This is a genomic window from Nocardia elegans NBRC 108235, from assembly GCF_001612845.1.
Lineage (GTDB): Bacteria > Actinomycetota > Actinomycetes > Mycobacteriales > Mycobacteriaceae > Nocardia > Nocardia nova.
In genome coordinates, this window is sequence record NZ_BDBF01000025.1 from 1 (window position 1) to 19,313 (window position 19,313).

Consider the following 19,313-nt stretch of genomic DNA (forward strand, 5'->3'; position numbering starts at 1 on the left):
ATCCGGACCCGGTCGGGTCGATGCGTGCGTCGCCGGCCGAGTCGCCTTGCGACTCGCCCGGCGGATTTTCGGGCGAATGGGATCGGTTCGGGTGGGTATCCCCGGGTTCACAGGACTTTCCTAAGTAAGCCTGACACCATTCGGGGGATCGATCGGGATCATGGATGGTGTCGACCCGGTGCAATCGGTACCGGTCTGGTAGCGGAAGGTGATCCGAATGGTTCTACTCCAGGAGCCGGCCACACAGTCAGCACTGGAGTCCGGCCCCGCGCAGGCCGGCCGTTCCCTCACGCTGCGGGATCGATTCAAGCTGCCGATGACCTACAGCTACGGCGCCCTGCTCATCGCGGTGACCGTGCTGGTGTCGGTACTCAGCGATACGCAGCAGACGCGCGTCATCCAGCATGCGAGTACCAATCTGCACAATCTGCTGGCCGGACGGTTCGGCACCCTGTTCTCCAGTGCGTTCGTCATCGGTGACGGCACCGCGGGCGCGGTGCTCATCCCGCTGCTGGTCTGTCTGCTCATTCTGGCGGAATGGCGATTCGGCGCCCTATCGCTGCTGCGCATCTTCATCGCCGGCCATATCGGCGCCACACTCCTCGTCGCCGGCGGCCTGTGGGTGGCGGTGAGCGTGAAATGGCTGCCGACGAGTATTTCTCTCGCCGAGGACGTCGGGGTCAGTTACGGCGCGCTGGCGGTCATCGGTTCGCTGATGGTGGTTCTGCCCGCCAAGTGGCGACCGACATGGGCCATCTCGCTGGGTGCCGTCGCCGTCGCGGGCGTCGTCATGGGCCATACCTTCACCAATGTCGGGCATCTGATCGCCCTGACGATCGGGCTGCTCACCGGGTGGCTGCTGTTGCGCAGCGGTCATGCCCGCGCACACCGGCTCAACCGGTTCGAGACGGGTCTGCTCGTCATCGCGGCCGTACTCGGATACATCTTGCTCGTCGGGTGATCGCCCCGCGCGCAAGCGGTCTCGGCGAGGGCCTAAACTCGACCGGTGCGCCTTGTGATTGCTCGTTGCCAGGTCGATTACGTGGGTCGGCTCACCGCACATCTCCCGATGGCCCGTCGGCTGCTGATGATGAAAGCGGACGGCTCGGTGCTGGTGCATTCCGACGGCGGTTCCTACAAGCCGCTGAACTGGATGAGCCCGCCCTGCTGGATGGAAGAGCGCGAGACCGATGTCGAGACGATGCCCGACGGCTCCCAGCTCTGGGTGGTGACCAATAAAGCCGGTGAGGAGCTCCGGATCACCGTCGAGGACATCGAACACGACTCCGCGCACGAACTCGGCGTGGATCCCGGGCTCGTGAAGGATGGCGTCGAGGCCCATCTCCAGGAGCTGCTCGCCGAACACATCGGCACGCTGGGTGACGGTTATACGCTGATCCGCCGCGAGTACATGACCGCCATCGGCCCCGTGGACATCCTGTGCCGCGACGCCGCCGGCGCCACGGTGGCGGTGGAGATCAAACGCCGGGGCGAGATCGACGGGGTGGAGCAGCTCACCCGGTATCTGGAATTGCTGAACCGGGATCCGTTGCTGGCGCCGGTCACCGGTGTCTTCGCGGCACAGCAGATCAAACCGCAGGCGCGGACCCTGGCGACCGATCGCGGGATCCGCTGCGTCACACTCGATTACGACGCCCTGCGCGGCACCGACAGCACCGAATTCCGGTTGTTCTGAGGGCGCTCGTGCCACGCCGGAAACCCCGTCCGACATCGTCGCGGCTCCCTCGGGAACCGCGGCCCATCGGTGACGTCTTCGGGCGCACCGAGGACGGGCCCGATGGCGCGGAAACCTTCGTGGTGCGCACGATCCCGGGCTCCCGTGCGGTGAAGACCTACCGGTGCCCGGGCTGTGATCACGAGATCCCTCCCGGCACAGCGCATATCGTGGCGTGGCCGGCCGACGGCGGTGAAAACGACCGTCGCCATTGGCATTCCGGCTGCTGGCGCGGGCGCCATACCCGCACGATCACGCGGCGCTGGTCGTAACCCGGCCCCGGGTGCGGGCATAGGGAAGGCCGCCCCCGCGGTGCGGGAGCGGCCTCGAAACGGGTGGTGAATGTTGTCGCCCTGAGGGGGTGGCGCGTGTTGTCAGCTCGAGACTTCGGCGCTTTCGCGCTCTTCGTCGACGGACTCTTCGTCTTCCGCCTTGACCTCGGGGATGGCCTTCTGCCGGCCGGAACCGGACTGCTTACCGGACAGCGATCGCTGCTCCGGTGCACCGTCGAGCAGCTCGCTCTCGCGGTTGACCGCGGCCAACATGGCCGGGACCGAATCGAGCTGGCCGCGGATACCCAGCAGCTGGGCCAGAACTCGGCCGCGCAGGACGCGCATCTCCTCGGCCAGTTCCTTGGCGTGCGCGATCTTGCGATCGGCGGACTGGGTGGCGGAGGTGACCAGGCGGTTGGCCTCGTCGGTGGCCTCTTTGATGCGCTGGGCGGCGTCGGAGCGGCTGGATGCCTCCAGCTCCTCCATGGCCTTGGTGAGCTTGGTCCGCTTCTCGGCCATCGTGGCCTCGAAGTCCTGCTGGGCGGCCTTGCGCTTGGCCTCGGCCTCCTTGGTGATGCGGGTGGCATCGGCCTGGGCGGCCTCGACGATCTTGGCCGACTCGGCGCGCGCGTTCGACAGCGTCTGCTCGAATTCGACCTCGAGCGCCTCGCGCTTCTCCTTGGTCTCGGCCAGCAGGGATTCGTACTTGCCACGCATCTCGGTGGCCTGCTGCTCCGCGATGGAGATCATCTCGGCAGCCTCGGCCTGCGCCTGCGCGCGGACCTCGGACGCCTCGTCGGATGCCAATCGCAGCATCCGGGAGATTCGGTCGCTCATGCCTTCCGCGGTGGTGGGCGGAACCGACAGGCGATCTACTTCCTTGCGAAGCTCATCGATCTCGTCGCGGGCGTCCTCCAGCTGGGCGGCCAGGTTACGGGCCTGAGCGGCGGCGGCATCGCGATCTGTTGCGGTGACCCTCAGCTCGGCATCGAAACGGTCGAAGTAATTGCGTACTTCGTCACGGTCGTAGCCTTTACGTACTACCGTGAAAGGCAACGCGACGAAGCGATTGCGATCGGGCTCAGTGGACGACATGCCCCACAAACTACAGCCTGTCGACCCACCATGGTGAGTCGACTGCGAATGTCGTTATGAACTGTTTCCGTGGCCGGATTGCGGTACTAGTGAGTAGGATTCGCGGCCGGTTCGACCAGTTCGACGAGCACACCGCCAGCATCCTTGGGGTGGATGAAATTGATCCGCGAGTTCGCGGTTCCGGCGCGAGGAGCGTCGTACAGCAAACGGACGCCGCGGCCTCGCAGGAAAGTAGCTACCGCATCGATATCGGTCACGCGGTAGGCCAGTTGCTGCAATCCGGGACCGTTGCGGTCGATGAACTTGGCGATCGTGGACTCCTCGTTCAGCGGCGCCAGCAACTGCAGAGCAGTGGCGTCGTCGCCGGAACCGGGCAGCGACAGCATCGCCTCGTGCACGCCCTGGGCCTCGTTGACCTCACGGTGGGTTTCGACCATGCCGAGATTGTCCGAGTACCACGCCACGGCGGTATCGAGATCGGGCACGGCGACGCCGACGTGATCGACGGCGATGACGTAATCGGCGGGAATGAAAGCGGACGTATCGGTAGTGCTCACTCTACGAAGGTAGCGCGCACCTACCTGGAGCTGCCGGGACGGGAAGGGTTACCGTTGAGTACGAGAGCGGCCCGTCGCCGAGTACGAGGGCGGCACGCCGCTGCGTCCCCGAATGTGAGAAGCGAGGTTCATCGTGGCCACCACCTCTGTCATCGTCTCCGGCGCCCGTACTCCGGTCGGTCGGCTGCTCGGTGGGTTGTCCGGGTTCTCCGGTTCGGATCTGGGTGGTTTCGCCATCAAGGCGGCGCTGGAGCGTGGCGGGGTCGCGCCCGAGCAGGTCGACTACGTGATCATGGGTCAGGTGCTGACCGCGGGTGCGGGCCAGATTCCGGCGCGTCAGGCCGCGGTGGCCGGTGGTATTCCGATGGATGTTCCGGCATTGACGCTGAACAAGGTGTGTTTGTCGGGTATCAACGCGATCGCGTTGGCGGATCAGCTGATTCGCGCCGGTGAGTACGAGATCGTGGTGGCCGGTGGTCAGGAGTCGATGAGCCGGGCCCCGCACATGCTGGAGAAGTCGCGTGAGGGCTTCAAATACGGCGATGTGACCCTGCGTGACCACATGGCCTACGACGGGCTGCACGACATCTTCACCGACCAGGCGATGGGCGCGCTGACCGAGTCTCGCAACGCCGGTGACGGGATCGGCCGTGCCGAGCAGGACGCGTTCGCCGCCGCCTCGCATCAGAAGGCCGCCGCGGCGTGGAAGAACGGTGTGTTCACCGACGAGGTGGTGCCGGTGTCGGTGCCGCAGCGCAAGGGCGATCCGATCGTGGTGAGCGAGGACGAGGGCGTGCGCGCGGATACGACGGTGGAGTCGCTGGGCAAGCTGCGCCCGGCCTTCGCCAAGGACGGCACCATCACCGCGGGCTCGGCCTCGCAGATTTCCGATGGTGCGGCCGCGGTGGTCGTGATGAGCAAGGCCAAGGCCCAGGAGTTGGGGTTGAGCTGGATCGCCGAGATCGGGGCCGCGGGTGTGGTGGCCGGTCCGGATTCCACGCTGCAGGACCAGCCCGCCAACGCCATCGCGAAGGCGTGCGCGAAGGAAGGTATCTCGCCGGCGGATCTGGATCTGGTGGAGATCAACGAGGCCTTCGCGGCGGTCGGGATCGCCTCGACCCGCAAGCTCGGGATCGATCCGGAGAAGGTCAACGTCAACGGTGGTGCGATCGCGATCGGTCACCCGCTGGGCATGTCGGGCGCGCGGATCGTGCTGCACCTGGCGCTGGAGTTGAAGCGCCGCGGCGGCGGTGTGGGTGCGGCGGCGCTGTGTGGCGGCGGCGGCCAGGGCGACGCGCTCATCGTCCGCGTCTGACCTCGATTCGCGCTGTGGCATCACCCACACCTACTACGACGCTGCGTAGTCGTTGGGCACAATGGTGGCCATGGGCGAATTCTTCGACGTGAGCACCGTGGCCAAGCGGGTGCGTCTGTTCGGACTCCTGGAAGCGCCGTCGTGGGCGTTGTTGCTGCTCGGTTCCGTGCTCAAGCGGCTGCCCGAACCCATCACCTGGCCGGTGATGGTGTTCGGCATGCTGCACGGGCTCATCTTCGTGTTGTACGCGGTGAGCCTGCTGCTGGCGTGGCGCGAATACGAATGGCCGGGTAAGACGATCCTGCTGGGCCTCGTCTCGTCGGTGGTGCCGTTCTCCTCGGTGTGGTTCGAGCGCTGGGCGATTCGGACCGGACAATTGGGAGAGCTGAGCCCGGCCGCGGCCCCGGCGCCCGCCGCGTCGTGACAAACTGGATGTCGTGACTCGACCTGCTGCACGTCGTCCCTCGCCCGCCGTTGCCGCTGCCATGTCCGGCGCGGTGGATCTGTCCGCTCTGAAACAGCCGGCCGCCACGGACGTCCCGGGCGATCACGCCGTCACCGAGGCCGATTTCGAGACCAAGGTGCTGCGGCGATCGCTCGAGGTGCCGGTTGTCGTCGTCCTGTATTCGCAGCGCAGCCCAGGAAGTGTCGAACTGGTCAAGCTCTTCGAGCGGCTGGTCGGCAGCGCCGGGGGCAGCTGGGAGCTGGCCACCATCGAGGCCGAGCCGAATATGCGGATCGCGCAGGCCTTCGGGGTACAGGGCATTCCGACCGTGATCGCGGTGGCCGCCGGGCAGCCGCTGGCCGATTTCCAGGGCTCGCAGCCCGAGGAACAGGTCAAGCAGTGGCTGGCCGCGGTCGTCGACGCGGTGCGGGGCAAACTTCCCGGCGCCGGTGACGACCAAGGCCAGGCGCCCGTGCCCGAGGATCCGCGGTTCGTCGCCGCCGAAGAGGCGCTCGATCGCGGTGATATCGCCGGGGCCGAATCAGCCTACGAGGCGATTCTGGCCGCCGAACCCGCCAACGAGGAGGCCAAGGCAGCGCTGCGCCAGGTGCGGTTCTTCGGCCGTGCCCGCGAGCTGCCGGCCGATGCGATCGCGGTGGCCGACGCCGATCCCGGCAATATCGACGCCGCCTTCACCGCCGCCGATGCCGAACTGTTCAACCAGCAGCCCGAGGCCGCTTTCGATCGGCTGATCGGGTTGATCAAGCGGACCGCGGGCGACGACCGCAACCGCGTGCGCACCCGCCTGGTCGAACTGTTCGAGCTGTTCGACACCGCCGATCCGGTGGTGGTCGCGGCCCGGCGCAAGCTGGCGACTGCGTTGTACTGAGCCACGCCCGGTCGTCGCGGTGGTCGACCGATCGTCCGCGACGACCGATAATCGGCGCAGGCGCCGGCGGAATCCGCCGTCGGCGCGGGGACGGGAGCCGATGTGAAGGCGACGATGCGTGGTCTGATCGGCGCCGCATGCGCCGCGGCAGTGCTGATGCCGGCGAGCAGCGTCGCGGCCCACGATGCGGCCACCCAGTTGATCTTCACCCGCACCGAACCCGATCGCTCGCCTCGCACTGTCACGTTGACCTGCGATCCGACCGGCGGCTCACATCCCGAGGCCGCCGCGGCGTGCGCGTATCTGGCCGATGCCGAACTGGCGTTACCCGATTCGGATTCCGGAGTTCGCTGTTTCCGGTACTACCCGGTGGAGTTGCGTGCGCACGGCACCCCGGTGTCGGTCGAGCACACCTACGGGTGTGTGGTCCCGGACCTGCCGGCGCCCTGGAAGTTCTGAGCCTGGATGACCGTGCGCACCGCCCATCCGATCGTCACCGCCGAGAGCGCCACGCGGTGCGCGCTGCGTCATCCGTTGCGGCCGTTGCCGATGCTGCGGTGGTGATCGGGGTCAGCCAGATCGCGCTGTTGGGGGCGACGGTGACCTCCGCCGAATAGGGCCGGCCGTGCCAGGGGCAGGCGGACGCCGATACCGCGCCGAGGTTGCCGGTTCCGCTGCCGCCGTACGAGGTGGCGTCGGTGTTGAGGATTTCGCGCCAGGTGCCGGAGGCCGGCAGGCCGATACGGTAGTCGCGATGTTCGACGCCGGAGAAATTGAAGACGCAGGCCACCACCGAGCCGTCGGTGCCGTAGCGCAGGAAGGCGAGCAGGTTGTGCGCGTGGTCGTCGGCCTCGATCCAGGCGTAGCCACCGGGCGCGGTGTCCTGGGTCCACAGCGCGGGGTGGGCGCGATAGACGGTGTTGAGATCGGCGACGAGAGCGCGGATACCGTCGTGCAGGGGGTTGGCGAGTTCGTCCCAGTCCAGTCCGCGATCGTGTGACCACTCCCGGAACTGGCCGAACTCCTGGCCCATGAACAGCAGCTGTTTGCCCGGGTGCGCCCACATATAGGCCAGCAACGCGCGAACGCCGCAGGCCTTGGCGTAGTCGTCGCCGGGCATGCGGGTCCACAGCGTGCCCTTGCCGTGCACCACCTCGTCGTGGCTGATCGGCAGCAGATAGTTCTCACTCCAGGCATAGACCGCCGAGAACGTGATCTCGTTGTGGTGCCAGCTGCGATGCACCTGATCGCGTCCGAAGTAACCGAGGGTGTCGTGCATCCAGCCCATATTCCATTTCAGGGTGAAGCCCAGCCCGCCGACCTCCGTGGACCGGGTGACGCCCGGCCAGGTGGTGGATTCCTCGGCGATGGTCACCACACCGGGATGATCGGCGTGGACGGCGGCGTTCAACTCGCGCAGGAAGGCGACGGCCTCCAGATTCTCCCGTCCGCCGTGCACATTGGGCTCCCAGCCGCCGGGCGGACGCGAATAGTCCAGGTACAGCATCGAGGCGACGGCGTCGACGCGCAGCCCGTCGATATGGAACTCCTCGAGCCAGAACCGCGCGTTGGCGACCAGGAAGTTGCGCACCTCGTTGCGGCCGTAGTCGAAAATGTAGGTGCCCCATTCCAATTGCTCGCCGCGACGAGGATCGGGATGTTCGTAGAGGGCGGTGCCGTCGAAGCGGGCGAGGGCCCATTCGTCGCGCGGGAAATGGCCGGGCACCCAGTCGAGGATGACACCTATCCCGTGGGCGTGCAGGTGGTCGACGAAGGCGCGGAAATCGTCGGGGGAGCCGAAGCGGGCGGTCGGCGCGTAGTAGGAGGTGACCTGATAACCCCAGGAGCCGCCGAAGGGATGTTCCGCCACGGGCAGCAGTTCGACGTGGGTGAAGCCCTGGGCTCGAACGTATTCCGCGAGCTGTTCGGCGGCGGTGCGATAGTCCAGCCCGGGCCGCCACGAGCCGAGATGAACCTCGTAGACGCTCATCGGCTCGCGGGTGGGGTCGCGCCGGGCATGGGTGGCGCACCAGTCCTGATCGGTCCACCGGTAGTCGGCGTCGGCGACGACCGACGCCGTCGCGGGCGGGGTCTCGGCGGCGAAGGCGAGGGGATCGGCATGGTCGGCGATCCGTCCGTCGGCGCCGTGGATGCGGTATTTGTAGCGCGTGCCCGCCGCGACGCCGGGTACGAATACCTCCCACACCCCGGACGATCCGAGCCGGCGCATCGGTGTACTGGCTCCGCTCCAGCTGTCGAAATCGCCGAAGACGGTCACGCCGCGCGCATTCGGCGCCCATACCGCGAACGACGTGCCGGTGACCTCGCCGTCGAGGGTGGTGTAGCGGCGCGGATGGGCGCCGAGTACCTCCCAGAGCCGCCGATGTCGTCCCTCGCCGAGCAGGTGCAGATCGAGTTCGCCGACGGTCGGCAGGAAGCGGTATCCGTCGGCGGTCAGCACGGTCCGGCTGCCCGGATACGACACGATCAGGCGGTAGTCCCACAGATCCGGAAATTCGACCACGCCCTCGAAGACCCCGTGGCCGATGGGGTGCAGCGGATGGTCGACGCCGCCGATGCGCGCTGACACCGAATCGGCATGGGGGCGAAGGGCTCTGATCACCGTACCGTCCGGATGCGGATGCGCGCCGAGGACCGTGTGCGGGTCGGTGTGGGTACCGGCGGCCAGCAACATCAGATCGCGCCGATTCATCGGCGCGGCCGCCGTGCCGTGGTCCGGCGTGCCGTCACCGGAAGGTCCTGCGGTAGGCCAATTCGGTGCGCGCGGCCGCGGAGACCGCCGGGAGGGCGAGGATGTGAGCGGGCGCGCGCACGGGCTCGAGCCGCACGTAATTGGTTTGCGCCCAGTGGTATTCCTCGCCGCTGATCTCGTCGTGGACCGTCGGACGGTCGTGCCATTCCCGTCCGATGGCCGGCATGTCGAGCGAGATCATCCCGTCCTCGGCGCCGAACGGGTTGAGGTTGACCACGACCAGCACCGCGTCTCCGGAGCTCGGGTCGATCTTCGAGTACGCCAGCAGTGCCTCGTTGTCGACGTGGTGAAAGGCGATGCAGCGCAATTGTTGTAGCGCGGGATGGGCTCGGCGAATCTCGTTCAGCCGGGTGATCAACGGTTCCAGCGACTCGCCGCGGGCCGCGGCCTCGGCGAATCGTCGCGGGCGCAACTGGTACTTCTCGGAATCGAGATATTCCTCGCTGCCGGGGCGCACCGCCTGGTGCTCGAAAAGTTCGAAGCCGGAATACATACCCCAGCTCGGGCCCAGCGTCGCCGCCAGCACGGCGCGCACGGCGAACATGCCCGGACCGCCGTGTTGGAGGCTCTCGTGCAGGATGTCGGGAGTGTTGACGAACAGATTGGGCCGGGCCTCGTCGGCCTTGGCGGCCAATTCGCGACCGAATTCGGCCAGTTCGTAGGCGCCGGTGCGCCAGGTGAAATAGGTATAGGACTGCGAGAATCCGCGCCGAGCCAGACCGTAGAGCCGGGCCGGGCGGGTGAATGCCTCGGACAGGAAGATTACGTCGGGGTCGGTCCGGCGCACCTGCGCGATCAGCCATTCCCAGAAGTCGGCCGGTTTGGTGTGCGGATTGTCGACCCGGAAGATGGTGACTCCCAAGGCGATCCAGTGCCGCACGACGCCCAGGACGGCGGCGTAGAGCCCGTCCGGATCGTTGTCGAAATCCAGCGGGTAGATGTCCTGATACTTCTTCGGCGGATTCTCCGCGAACGCGATGGTGCCGTCGGGCAGGGTGGTGAACCATTCCGGATGGCTGCGCACCCAAGGGTGGTCGGGCGCGCACTGCAGCGCCAGATCCAGCGCCACCTCGAGACCGAGTTCGCCTGCGGCACGGACGAATTCGGCGAAATCCGCCTCGGTTCCCAGGAGCGGGTGGACGGCGTCGTGGCCGCCCTCGGCCGAGCCGATCGCCCAGGGGGAGCCGAAATCATCGGGACCGCAGGTCAGAGAGTTGTTGGGACCCTTGCGATTCACCGTTCCGATCGGGTGGATCGGCGGCAGGTAGACGACATCGAAACCCATGGCCGCGATGCGTGGCAGTTCCTTCGTCGCGGTGGCGAAGGTGCCGTGCACCGGATTTCCGTCGGCGTCCCAGCCGCCGGTGGAGCGGGGGAAGAATTCGTACCACGAGCCGACCAGCGCTCGCCGCCGCTCGACGAGCACGGTGTGGGCCGGACCGCGGGTCACCAGATCGCGCAGCGGCGTCTCGCGCAGGATCTCGGCCACCTCGGCGCTGAAGGCGGGTGCCACCCGCGCCGGCAGTTGCGCATCGCTGCGCAGCGCGGCCGCTGCGGCGCGCAATTTCTCCCACTGGCGTTTCGGCACCGCCTGGGCCGCCCGTTCGAACAGCCGGGCACCGATCTCGAGATCGTTGGCCAGATCCGCCGCGCTCTGGCCGACCGCGAGTTTCGCCTCGACCGCGGCCCGCCACCCGGTGATCGGATCGCCCCAGCCTTCGACGCGAAAGGTCCACGGCCCCGGCGTATTCGGGGTGAAGACCGCGTTGAAGACATCGGGTTCGAACTCGGGCGCCATCCGGATCCGCTGGGTGCGGCCGCCGCCCGGTCCGCGCACGGCCAGGGTGGCCGCCACCGCGTCGTGGCCCTCGCGCCACACCACGGCTCGTACCGGCACCACCTCGCCGACCACGGCCTTGGCCGGATATCCGCCCGCGACGGCCGGGGCGGTGTCATCGATGGCGATGCGACCGGTCACGGCACCAACCGTACCGGTAGTCCGGGGGCGACCACGAACACGCGCGACGTGGGCCTGGGCAATTGCGGGTCGGAGGTGCCCGTGGCAGACTTTCCGGGGCGTTGGTTCCGTTTCTGTGGACGCCGGTGCGGACTACCGGCACGAACGAATTCGCCGAGAGAGCCGAGAGAAAGGGAATTGCGCATGACAGCGGTGCAGGGGCAGGCCGTGGAGATCGCGACGCCCGACGGTGTCGCCGACGCGTACGTCACCTATCCCGCGGCGGGCGGGAAGTACCCCGGTGTGTTGCTGTACATGGACGCGTTCGGACTGCGTCCGAGCCTGCGCGCGCTGGCCGACGATGTCGCCGCGGCCGGATACACCGTGCTGGTGCCCAACGTCTTCTACCGGCACGGCCGGGCGCCGCTGGTCGAACTGCCGGATTTCATCGATCCGCAGCAGCGTCCGGACCTGTTCGCCACGATCGTCCCGATGCTGCGGGAGCTCACCCGCGATCTCGTGGTCCGCGACGCCGGCGCCTATCTGGACTGGCTCACGGCGTTCGAGCACACGGCCGACGGGCCGATGGCCACCGCCGGCTACTGCATGGGCGGCCGGTTGGCGGTGTACACGGCCGGCGCGTTCGGTGACCGGATCGCGGCCGCGGCCGGATTCCACACCGGGGGATTGGTCGTCGGCGGCCCCGACAGCCCGCATCTCGCCGTCGAGAGTGCCACGGCGGAAATGTATTTCGGCCACGCCGACCAGGACCGGTCGCTGACGCCCGACCAGATCGAGACGTTCGACAAGGCGCTGGCCGCGGCCGGAGTGCGCTATCGCACCGAGGTCTACCCCGGCGCACACCACGGTTACACCCAGACCGACACCGCGGCCTACGACCGCGAAGCCGATGCGCGGCACCGGCGTGAACTGCTGGCCCTGCTCGCTCGGACGCTGCGGGGATAACACCTTTCGCAGCAGGTCAGCGCGCTGGCCCGGTCTCGGCGTGCGGGGTGCGGCCCGATGCCCCCGTGTAGGGTCTACCCGGTGAAGGCATTGCGTCGTTTCACCGTCCGTGCCCATCTGCCGCAGCGGTTGGCCGCCCTCGGTGAGCTGGCCGCCAATCTGCGGTGGTCGTGGCACGGGCCTACTCAGGATGTGTTCGCGCAGCTGGATCCCGAGTTGTGGGTGCGGGTCGGCCGCGATCCGGTGCGGATGCTCGGCGAGGTGGACGCGGACCGGCTCGACGAGTGGGCCGCGGACCCCGATTATCAGGCGGCCGTCGACGCCGCCGAGGCCGACCTGCGGGACTATCTGACCAGACCCCGCTGGTTCGCCGAGCATGACTCCGCGGAACCGCAAACCCCGGTGCCGCGCGGTATCGCCTACTTCTCCATGGAATTCGGTGTGACCGAGGTGCTGCCGAATTACTCGGGCGGGCTGGGAATTCTGGCCGGTGACCATCTCAAGGCGGCCTCGGATCTGGGATTGCCGCTGATCGGCGTCGGCCTGCTGTATCGCTCCGGCTATTTCCGGCAGTCGCTCACCGCCGACGGCTGGCAGGCCGAGCGCTATCCCGACCTCGATCCGCAAGGTCTGCCGCTGCGACTGCTGGCCGAGGAGGGCGCCCCGGTGCTCGTCCACGTGCCCATGCCCGAGAGCCGGGTGCTGCGCGCCCGGGTGTGGATCGCGCAGGTGGGGCGAATTCCGTTGCTGCTGCTCGATTCCGATATCAGCGACAACGATCCGGAACTGCGGGCGGTGACCGATCGGCTCTACGGCGGCGATCAGGACCACCGCATCAAACAGGAGATTCTGGCCGGCATCGGCGGCGTGCGCGCGATCCGCGCCTACACCCGGGCTCGCGGTCTGCCGGATCCGGACGTGTGGCATATGAACGAGGGCCACGCGGGATTTCTCGGGATCGAGCGGATCCGCGAATACATGTCGGACGGAATGGATTTCGACTCCGCGCTCGCCGCGGTGCGGGCCGCGACCGTCTTCACCACGCATACTCCGGTGCCCGCCGGCATCGACCGGTTCGCCGCCGGGCTGGTCCGCCGCTACTTCGGCGGCGCCCACGGGGAACGGGAATCGCCACTGCTGCCGGGAATTTCGGTGGACCGGATCCTGGCGCTGGGACGTGAGGCCGATCCTTCGGTGTTCAACATGGCCCACCTCGGTTTGCGACTCGCTCAGCGCGCCAACGGTGTTTCGCGCTTGCACGGCGAGGTCAGCCGCGACATGTTCGCGCCGCTGTGGCCCGGATTCGACGCGGCCGAGGTGCCGATCGGTTCGGTGACCAACGGGGTGCACGCCCCGACCTGGGCGGCTCGCCAATGGATAGACAAGGCTCGCGATCTCGTCGGGCCGGAGCTCGTGGCCGAGGCGCGCGGCTGGGAACAGCTGCGGTCGGTGGAGCTGCGCGAGCTGTGGGAGACCCGGGCGGCGCTGCGTGCGGTGCTGGTCGCCGAGGTGCGTCGCCGGCTGCGGGAATCCTGGCTCGAACGCGGCGCGGCCCCGGCCGAACTGGGCTGGGTGGACGAGGTTTTCGATCCCGGGGTGCTGACCGTCGGATTCGCCCGGCGGGTGCCCACCTACAAGCGGCTCACGCTGATGCTGCGCGATCCGGACCGGTTGCGCGCGCTGTTGCTCGATCCGGAGCGGCCGCTGCAACTGGTGGTCGCGGGTAAGAGCCATCCCGCCGACGACGGGGGTAAGGCACTGATCCAGCAGGTGGTGCGGTTCGCCGACGATCCGGCGGTGCGGCACCGCATCGTGTTCCTGCCCGACTACGACATGTCGATGGCCCGCTACCTCTACTGGGGTTGCGATGTGTGGTTGAACAATCCGCTGCGTCCGCTGGAAGCCTGTGGGACCTCCGGGATGAAGGCCGCCCTCAACGGTGGCCTCAACCTCTCCATCCGCGACGGCTGGTGGGACGAAATGTACGACGGCGACAACGGCTGGGCCATCCCGACCGCCGACGGCGTCCGCGACGAACATCGGCGCGACGATCTGGAGGCGGCCGCGCTGTACGAGATGCTGCAGCGCTCGGTGCTGCCGCGGTTCTACGAGCGCGACGACTCCGGCCTGCCGGTGCGCTGGATGGAAATGGTGCGCCACACGCTGCGCACCCTCGGCCCGAAGGTGCTCGCCTCGCGCATGGTCCGCGACTACACCACCGGCTACTACCTCCCAGCCGCCGCGTCGTACGCCGCGGTCGCGGCCGACGACTTCGCCGGGGCGCGGGAGCTGGCCGACTACCGCCGCCGCCTCGAGGGGGCATGGTCGCAGGTGAAGGTCCTGCAGGTCGACAGCTCCGGCCTGCCCGATATTCCGGTGATCGGTGCGGAACTGTCGCTGCGGGCCCGCATCGATCTCGCCGGGCTGTCCGCCGGCGACGTGGTGGTACAGGCGGTATTGGGCCGGGTCGGTTCCGACGACGAGCTGACCGATACCGAGGTCGTCGACATGGACCACATCGCCACGGACGCCGGCACGGAGCAGTTCGCGGTCACCACGCCGGTGCCGCATTCCGGTGCTGTCGGGTATACCGTCCGCGTGCTGCCCAGACACCGTTTGCTGTCGGGCCCGGCAGAACTCGGATTGGTCGCCGCGGCGCGGCCGTAGAACGTCTGGTCAGTGGGGATATCGGGGAACGTGATTTGCCGCATGTTCGCCGATCTGAATGGAATCGAACGGTCCGGGACCGATACGGTGCCCTCGGCACAGTCCGATAGGTCCGGGGCGAGGGTGGAGAGCAGTACATGAGCAGTGTCGACGTCCTGTCACGGTCCAAGGGACGCCTCGATTCCTACTTCGGAATCGCGAGGCTCGGATCGACCATGAGGCGCGAGCTGATGGCCGGCACCGTCACCTTCCTGGCGATGTCCTATGTGCTCGCGGTCAACCCGGCGGTTCTCGGCGACCACGGTCAGCTCGGATCGCGCGGCATTCCGACCCAGGCGGTGTTCACCGCGACCGCGGTGGCCGCGGTGGTGGGCACGCTGGTGATGGGGGTGTGGGCGCGCTACCCGATCGCGCTCGCGCCCGGGATGGGACTCAACGCCTTCTTCGCGTATTCGGTCGTGCTGGGGATGGGGATCGACTGGCAGGTTGCGCTGTCGGGCACGCTGCTGTCGGGCATCATCTTCTTCATCCTCGCGGTGACCAAGATCCGCGAGAAGATCATCGACGCGATTCCGCTGCAGCTGAAGCTTGCCGTCGGCGCGGGGATCGGCATGTTCGTCGCCTTCCTCGGCTTCAAGAACGCCGGGATCGTGGTCTCGGATCCGGCGACCTTCGTGCACCTGGGTGATTTCACCAAGGGGACCACGCTGCTGGCTCTGTTCGGACTGCTGGTGACGGTGGTCTTCCTGGTGCTGGGCTGGCACGGCGCGGTGCTGTACGGCATCGTCTGCACGACGGTCGTCGGCATCGTCAGCGGGCTGGTGCATCTGCCGCATCAGGTGGTGGCGCTGCCGCACGGGCTGGACCAGACCTTCGGCCAGGCCATCGTGAATCTGCCGCACGCCTTCACCGGCCAGATGGCGATCGTCGTGCTGACCATGCTGTTCGTCGACTTCTTCGACGCCTCGGGCACGCTGATCGGAATCGCCAACCAGGCCGGGCTGCTCGGGCCCGACGGGAAACTGCCGCGCGCCGCGCAGGCGCTGGCCGCCGATTCGATCGGTACCGCCGCGGGGGCGATCATCGGCACCTCGACGACCACCGCCTACGTCGAATCCACGGCCGGCGTCAGTGCGGGCGGCCGAACCGGGCTCACCGCGGTGTCGACCGCCGGGTGGTTCCTGGCCGCCATGTTCTTCTTCCCGATCTTCGCGGTGGTGGCCGACGTTCCCGCCGTGACGGCGCCGGCGCTGATCGTGGTGGGTGTGCTGATGTCGCGGGCGCTCGGCGACATCGATTGGAGCAAGCTCGAATTCGCGATTCCGGCGTTCATCACCGTGATCATGATGCCGCTGACCTACTCGATCGCCAACGGAATCGCGATGGGGCTGACCTTCTATCCCGTCGTCATGGTCGCGCGGCGGCGCGGCCGGGAGGTGCACCCGGTCATGTGGGTGCTGATGGCGGTCTTCCTCGCGTACTTCTTCTTCCTCGCCGAGTAGACCGCTCGGCGGCCGCCGATGAGTTCGGCGGGGATTCCTCGTCCTATGAGCAAGCCGGATGGAACGAACCGCACGGAACAACCCCGTGAACCGGGTTCGGTTGGTGACCGTGTTATCAATCGGACCGCAGTCCGTTTTGCTTTCGCCAACTAACGAGATGAGGACTCCGCGATCATGACCGCCAACACCGAAACCCGGACCGCCCGCCCGCTGGAATTCCGGACGGTCGCCGATCCCGTCGCCGCCGATATCGGCCTCCTACTGCTGCGGCTGGTCTTCGGCGGACTGCTGTTCGTGCACGGCACCCAGAAACTCTTCGGCTGGTTCAACGGTTACGGCCTGTCCGCGACCGCCGACGGATTCCAGCAGATGGGTTACGACCCCGGGAAATTCTTCGCCACCCTGGCCGGACTGTGCGAGGCCGTCGGCGGCGGTCTGCTGTTCCTCGGGCTGGTAACGCCATTGGCGGCCGCAATCGTGCTCGGCACCATGATCAATGCGATGCATGTGACCTGGCCGCACGGGCTCGCCGGATACGAATCCGCTCTGTTGTTCGCGGTGGTCGCGGTGGCACTGGGCTTCACCGGCCCGGGCCGGTTCTCGGTCGACCACGGGCGGCCGTGGCAGCGGCACGGCATCGTCTGGGGAGTCGGCGCGGTCGTGATCGGTGTGGTGGCGGCGGTGATCACCCTGTTGGTGAAGTAGTTTCGCGAGCCGGGCGATATGAGTGTCCCCACGTCGCGTGCAGGGTTCGCGACGCGGGGACCTCGGATACTCCGATGTGGGAATTGGGGGTGCACCGGAAGTATCGCCCGCCAACTTACTTTCGGATAGAAGTAGTTTCCCAGCCAATGTGGGTGGTGTCACATAACGGTTCGGCTCATTTTTCGGCGGCGGTGGTCAGATCGGCGGCCGTGGCGGTCAGGCGCCGCAGCGCCTTGGTGACGACTTCGGGATCGGAGGTCTCCCAGTACGGCGGCAACGAGGCGCGCAGATATCCGCCGTACCGGGCGGTCACCAACCGGGAATCCAGAATCGCCACCACGCCGCGATCGTGCACGCTGCGCAGCAGGCGTCCGGTGCCCTGAGCCAGCAGCAGGGCGGCGTGGTTGGCCGCGATGGTCAGGAAGCCGTTGCCGCCCCGTGCCTGGACGGCCTGCTGCCGGGCGACCAGCAGTGGATCGTCGGGCCGGGGGAAGGGAATCCGGTCGAGAATGACCAGGCTCAGTGACGGTCCCGGAACGTCCACGCCCTGCCACAGCGAGAGTGTGCCGAACAGCGAGGTCGCGGGATCGTCGGCGAAGCGGCGGACCAGCGTGCCGGTGGCGTCCTCGCCCTGGCACAGGATCGGCGTGTCCAGGCGTTCGCGCAGGATCTCGCTGGCGGCCTTGGCGGCCCGCATCGAGGAGAACAGCCCCAGCGTGCGCCCGCCGGCCGCCTCGATCAGCCGCTCGATCTCGTCCAGATAGGACGGGGCCAGGCCGTCGCGGCCGGGGGCCGGGAGATGTTTGGCGACGTAGAGGATGCCGGATTTCGCGTGATCGAAGGGTGAGCCCACATCCAGCGAATTCCAGCGCACGGCCGAGGTGTCGGCGGGCGCTTCGGCCCCGTTGGCCATGGCCGGGTCGATGCGGCGGATGCCCTTGTCCGCGCGGTCGGCGCCCGGGACGTCGGTTCCGGCGCGATCGGGTGTCTGCGGGGGCAGGCCCCACGTGACGGCCAATCCGTCGAAGGATCCGCCGACCTGCAGCGTGGCCGAGGTGAGAATGACCGTCGCGCTGCCGAACAACCGGCTGCGCAGCAACCCGCCCACGGAGAGCGGGGCCATGTGCAGCGTGCGCCGGGCGACGCCGCGCACCTCGTCCACCGCCAGCCACAGCACATCGCGGCGGGCCGCGGGATCGGGTTCCTCGAACGCCGTCAGCGCGCGCACGGCCGTATCGTGCACCTCCTCGACCGCGGCCACCGCCATGTTGCGGGCCGCGGCGGCCTCCGGATCACCTTGTGGCGCACCGGAACCGGGAGGTGCGAGGGCGGTGCGGACGGTCCAGGCGGCGTCGCGCAGCAGGGCCAGAACCTGATCGCCGCCGGCGGGTAACTCGTCCCAGCGACCCGCCGGCAGATCCTCGAGCAATTCGTGCCAAGCCTCCGCCGCACCCTCGAGCCGGTCGAGATCGCCCTCGTCGACGAGTTTGGTGCAGCGCTTGGCCGCCGCGGTGATGGTGGCGGTGGACAGTTCCGCGGTCGCCACGCCGGTGACCCGGTCCACCAGTTCGTGCGCCTCGTCGATGACGACCACATCGTGTTCGGGCAGCACCTGGATGCCGCTGATGGCATCGATGGCCAGCAGCGCGTGGTTGGTGACCACCACATCGGCCTGTCCGGATTCCGCGCGAGCGCGTTCGGCGAAACAGTCGGTCCCGAACGGACAGCGCGATTTGCCGAGGCATTCTCGCGCCGACACGCTGACCTGGCGCCATGCCCGGTCGCTGACGCCGGGGACCAGTTCGTCCCGGTCGCCGGTCTCGGTATCGGAGGCCCATTCGTTGAGTCGCTGCACCTCGCGCCCGAGCCGGGAGATCGCGAAGGCGTCGAACAGTTCGGTCTCCGGTGGTTCGTCCGGGATCGCGCTGTTGATCTTGTGCAGGCACAGATAGTTGTTGCGGCCCTTGAGGATCGCGAACCGGGCGCGCCGGCCCAGTGGTTTCTCCAGGGCCTGCGCCAACCGCGGCAGATCGCGGTCGACCAGCTGCCGCTGCAGCGCGATGGTGGCCGTCGACACCACGACCGTCCGTCCGCTCTGCACCGCGTGCCGCAGGCTCGGCACCAGATACGCCAGCGACTTACCGGTGCCGGTTCCGGCCTGGACGGCCAGGTGCTCCTTGGTGTCGATGGAGTGCGCGACCGCGGCCGACATCGTCTGCTGACCGGTACGCGCCGTACCGCCGAGAGCTTCCACGGCGGTCGCCAGCAGGGTCGGTACGGGCGGGAGTTCGGGCACCCAGGAAGACTAGCGCCCCCGGCCGACAATCGACCCGACCGGCGGCGGTCGCCCGTGCCTGCCCGCTCCCGTCCGAGCGAGGTTGTGCACAGGCCGGCGGTTGTCCACAGGGGCCGTCGCGGTGACGCCGGATCCGGTG

General features: G+C 68.0%; 16 protein-coding genes. 11 read left to right on the forward strand and 5 right to left on the reverse strand.

What is annotated here, in order from left to right:
* Positions 1 to 217: 217 nt before the first annotated feature.
* Genes NE2_RS18300 through NE2_RS37160 form a run of 3 tightly spaced genes read left to right on the forward strand, consistent with a single transcriptional unit; the run spans position 218 to position 2,007 of the window.
* Complete coding sequence (locus NE2_RS18300; protein WP_063027795.1) at positions 218 to 961, forward strand: rhomboid-like protein; 744 nt, start codon at positions 218 to 220, stop codon at positions 959 to 961.
* A 45-nt stretch (positions 962 to 1,006) separates the two neighbouring features.
* A complete protein-coding gene (gene nucS / locus NE2_RS18305; protein WP_063012275.1) occupies positions 1,007 to 1,696 on the forward strand; it encodes an endonuclease NucS in 690 nt (229 codons plus the stop codon).
* Positions 1,697 to 1,704: 8 nt separating this feature from the next.
* A complete protein-coding gene (locus tag NE2_RS37160; RefSeq protein ID WP_063027797.1) occupies positions 1,705 to 2,007 on the forward strand; it encodes an Rv1322 family protein in 303 nt (100 codons plus the stop codon).
* Between the two features lie 102 nt (positions 2,008 to 2,109).
* Here NE2_RS37160 and NE2_RS18315 read toward each other — a convergent pair whose 3' ends face one another.
* A complete protein-coding gene (locus NE2_RS18315) occupies positions 2,110 to 3,102 on the reverse strand; it encodes a coiled-coil domain-containing protein (RefSeq protein ID WP_030516130.1) in 993 nt (330 codons plus the stop codon).
* 86 nt (positions 3,103 to 3,188) lie between these two features.
* The gene (gene mce / locus NE2_RS18320; RefSeq protein ID WP_030516129.1) at positions 3,189 to 3,659 is read right to left on the reverse strand and encodes a methylmalonyl-CoA epimerase; all 471 of its coding nucleotides are present in this window, start codon (positions 3,657 to 3,659) and stop codon (positions 3,189 to 3,191) included.
* Positions 3,660 to 3,792: 133 nt separating this feature from the next.
* Between mce and NE2_RS18325 the strand changes: the two genes are divergently transcribed.
* From NE2_RS18325 to NE2_RS18340, 4 genes are all read left to right on the forward strand, one after another.
* Positions 3,793 to 4,974, forward strand: a complete 1,182-nt coding sequence (locus NE2_RS18325) for an acetyl-CoA C-acetyltransferase (RefSeq protein ID WP_063027799.1) — start codon at positions 3,793 to 3,795, stop codon at positions 4,972 to 4,974.
* Between the two features lie 70 nt (positions 4,975 to 5,044).
* On the forward strand, positions 5,045 to 5,398 hold the full coding sequence (locus NE2_RS18330) for a DUF3817 domain-containing protein (RefSeq protein WP_051756420.1): 354 nt from the start codon (positions 5,045 to 5,047) through the stop codon (positions 5,396 to 5,398).
* A 61-nt stretch (positions 5,399 to 5,459) separates the two neighbouring features.
* Positions 5,460 to 6,308 (forward strand): tetratricopeptide repeat protein, encoded by an 849-nt coding sequence (locus NE2_RS18335; RefSeq protein WP_063027801.1) that lies wholly within the window; start codon positions 5,460 to 5,462, stop codon positions 6,306 to 6,308.
* Positions 6,309 to 6,410: 102 nt separating this feature from the next.
* On the forward strand, positions 6,411 to 6,767 hold the full coding sequence (locus NE2_RS18340; RefSeq protein ID WP_063027803.1) for an SSI family serine proteinase inhibitor: 357 nt from the start codon (positions 6,411 to 6,413) through the stop codon (positions 6,765 to 6,767).
* Between the two features lie 34 nt (positions 6,768 to 6,801).
* Here the strand turns inward: NE2_RS18340 and glgB are convergent, their stop codons facing one another.
* Together glgB and NE2_RS18350 are read right to left on the reverse strand one after the other, a co-directional pair.
* Entirely contained in the window at positions 6,802 to 9,021 is a 2,220-nt protein-coding gene (glgB, locus tag NE2_RS18345) for a 1,4-alpha-glucan branching protein GlgB (RefSeq protein ID WP_084494137.1), read from the reverse strand.
* Between the two features lie 34 nt (positions 9,022 to 9,055).
* Entirely contained in the window at positions 9,056 to 11,059 is a 2,004-nt protein-coding gene (locus NE2_RS18350) for an alpha-1,4-glucan--maltose-1-phosphate maltosyltransferase (RefSeq protein ID WP_063027805.1), read from the reverse strand.
* A 183-nt stretch (positions 11,060 to 11,242) separates the two neighbouring features.
* Between NE2_RS18350 and NE2_RS18355 the strand changes: the two genes are divergently transcribed.
* The 4 genes from NE2_RS18355 to NE2_RS18370 all read left to right on the forward strand — a co-directional run bounded on the left by NE2_RS18355 (position 11,243) and on the right by NE2_RS18370 (position 16,878).
* The gene (locus NE2_RS18355) at positions 11,243 to 12,004 is read left to right on the forward strand and encodes a dienelactone hydrolase family protein (RefSeq protein WP_063027807.1); all 762 of its coding nucleotides are present in this window, start codon (positions 11,243 to 11,245) and stop codon (positions 12,002 to 12,004) included.
* 81 nt (positions 12,005 to 12,085) lie between these two features.
* The gene (glgP, locus tag NE2_RS18360; protein ID WP_063027809.1) at positions 12,086 to 14,671 is read left to right on the forward strand and encodes an alpha-glucan family phosphorylase; all 2,586 of its coding nucleotides are present in this window, start codon (positions 12,086 to 12,088) and stop codon (positions 14,669 to 14,671) included.
* Positions 14,672 to 14,808: 137 nt separating this feature from the next.
* Entirely contained in the window at positions 14,809 to 16,173 is a 1,365-nt protein-coding gene (locus NE2_RS18365) for an NCS2 family permease (RefSeq protein ID WP_063027811.1), read from the forward strand.
* Between the two features lie 174 nt (positions 16,174 to 16,347).
* The gene (locus tag NE2_RS18370; protein WP_030516119.1) at positions 16,348 to 16,878 is read left to right on the forward strand and encodes a DoxX family protein; all 531 of its coding nucleotides are present in this window, start codon (positions 16,348 to 16,350) and stop codon (positions 16,876 to 16,878) included.
* 175 nt (positions 16,879 to 17,053) lie between these two features.
* On the opposite strand, the gene NE2_RS18375 is transcribed toward NE2_RS18370, so the two are convergent.
* Positions 17,054 to 19,174: an ATP-dependent DNA helicase gene (locus NE2_RS18375; RefSeq protein WP_063027813.1), complete on the reverse strand. Its 2,121-nt coding sequence runs from the start codon at positions 19,172 to 19,174 to the stop codon at positions 17,054 to 17,056.
* Positions 19,175 to 19,313 lie beyond the last annotated feature (139 nt).

Excerpts from the sequence above, each read along its gene's own strand:
- NE2_RS18355 (WP_063027807.1), top strand. The coding sequence starts at position 11,243 with ATGACAGCGGTGCAGGGGCAGGCCGTGGAGATCGCGACGCCCGACGGT.
- NE2_RS18330 (WP_051756420.1), top strand. The coding sequence starts at position 5,045 with ATGGGCGAATTCTTCGACGTGAGCACCGTGGCCAAGCGGGTGCGTCTG.
- NE2_RS18315 (WP_030516130.1), bottom strand. The coding sequence starts at position 3,102 with ATGTCGTCCACTGAGCCCGATCGCAATCGCTTCGTCGCGTTGCCTTTC.
- NE2_RS18370 (WP_030516119.1), top strand. The coding sequence starts at position 16,348 with ATGACCGCCAACACCGAAACCCGGACCGCCCGCCCGCTGGAATTCCGG.
- glgB (WP_084494137.1), bottom strand. The coding sequence starts at position 9,021 with ATGAATCGGCGCGATCTGATGTTGCTGGCCGCCGGTACCCACACCGAC.
- NE2_RS18335 (WP_063027801.1), top strand. The coding sequence starts at position 5,460 with ATGTCCGGCGCGGTGGATCTGTCCGCTCTGAAACAGCCGGCCGCCACG.
- NE2_RS18365 (WP_063027811.1), top strand. The coding sequence starts at position 14,809 with ATGAGCAGTGTCGACGTCCTGTCACGGTCCAAGGGACGCCTCGATTCC.
- NE2_RS18300 (WP_063027795.1), top strand. The coding sequence starts at position 218 with ATGGTTCTACTCCAGGAGCCGGCCACACAGTCAGCACTGGAGTCCGGC.